The organism is Paenibacillus sp. EKM211P (genome assembly GCF_011066175.1).
In the GTDB taxonomy this organism is placed as follows: domain Bacteria; phylum Bacillota; class Bacilli; order Paenibacillales; family Paenibacillaceae; genus Paenibacillus; species Paenibacillus polymyxa.
In genome coordinates, this window is sequence record NZ_JAAMNS010000045.1 from 1 (window position 1) to 1,237 (window position 1,237).

The window sequence follows — 1,237 nt, forward strand, 5'->3', positions numbered from 1 at the left end:
TGGGAAATCTCATCTTGAGGGGGGCTTCACGCTTAGATGCTTTCAGCGCTTATCCCTTCCGTACATAGCTACCCAGCGGTGCTCCTGGCGGAACAACTGGTACACCAGCGGTACGTCCATCCCGGTCCTCTCGTACTAAGGACAGCTCCTCTCAAATTTCCTACGCCCACGACAGATAGGGACCGAACTGTCTCACGACGTTCTGAACCCAGCTCGCGTACCGCTTTAATGGGCGAACAGCCCAACCCTTGGGACCTACTTCAGCCCCAGGATGCGATGAGCCGACATCGAGGTGCCAAACCTCCCCGTCGATGTGGACTCTTGGGGGAGATAAGCCTGTTATCCCCAGGGTAGCTTTTATCCGTTGAGCGATGGCCCTTCCATGCGGTACCACCGGATCACTAAGCCCGACTTTCGTCCCTGCTCGACTTGTAGGTCTCGCAGTCAAGCTCCCTTCTGCCTTTGCACTCTTCGAATGATTTCCAACCATTCTGAGGGAACCTTGGGGCGCCTCCGTTACTCTTTAGGAGGCGACCGCCCCAGTCAAACTGCCCACCTGACACTGTCCTCGTACCGGATCACGGTACCAAGTTAGAACCTAGATACGATCAGGGTGGTATCCCAAGGATGCCTCCCCTCAAGCTGGCGCTCAAGGTTCAACGGCTCCCACCTATCCTGTACAGATCGTACCCAAATTCAATATCAAGCTGCAGTAAAGCTCCATGGGGTCTTTCCGTCTTGTCGCGGGTAACCTGCATCTTCACAGGTATTAAAATTTCACCGGATCTCTCGTTGAGACAGCGCCCAAGTCGTTACGCCATTCGTGCGGGTCAGAATTTACCTGACAAGGAATTTCGCTACCTTAGGACCGTTATAGTTACGGCCGCCGTTTACTGGGGCTTCGGTTCATAGCTTCGCCCGAAGGCTTACCACTCCCCTTAACCTTCCAGCACCGGGCAGGCGTCAGCCCGTATACTTCGCCTTGCGGCTTCGCACAGACCTGTGTTTTTGCTAAACAGTCGCTTGGGCCTTTTCACTGCGGCCCCCTCGGGCTATTCACCCTACCGAGGCACCCCTTCTCCCGAAGTTACGGGGTCATTTTGCCGAGTTCCTTAACGAGAGTTCTTCCGCGCGCCTTAGAATTCTCTTCTCGCCTACCTGTGTCGGTTTGCGGTACGGGCACCTTCTCCTGGCTAGAGGCTTTTCTTGGCAGTCTGAGATCATGACCTTCGCTACT

The 1,237-nt window shown here is 55.1% G+C and carries 1 rRNA gene; it reads right to left on the minus strand.

What is annotated here, in order from left to right:
- Positions 1–1,237 (minus strand): 23S ribosomal RNA (locus G9G57_RS25250); the annotation flags it as partial.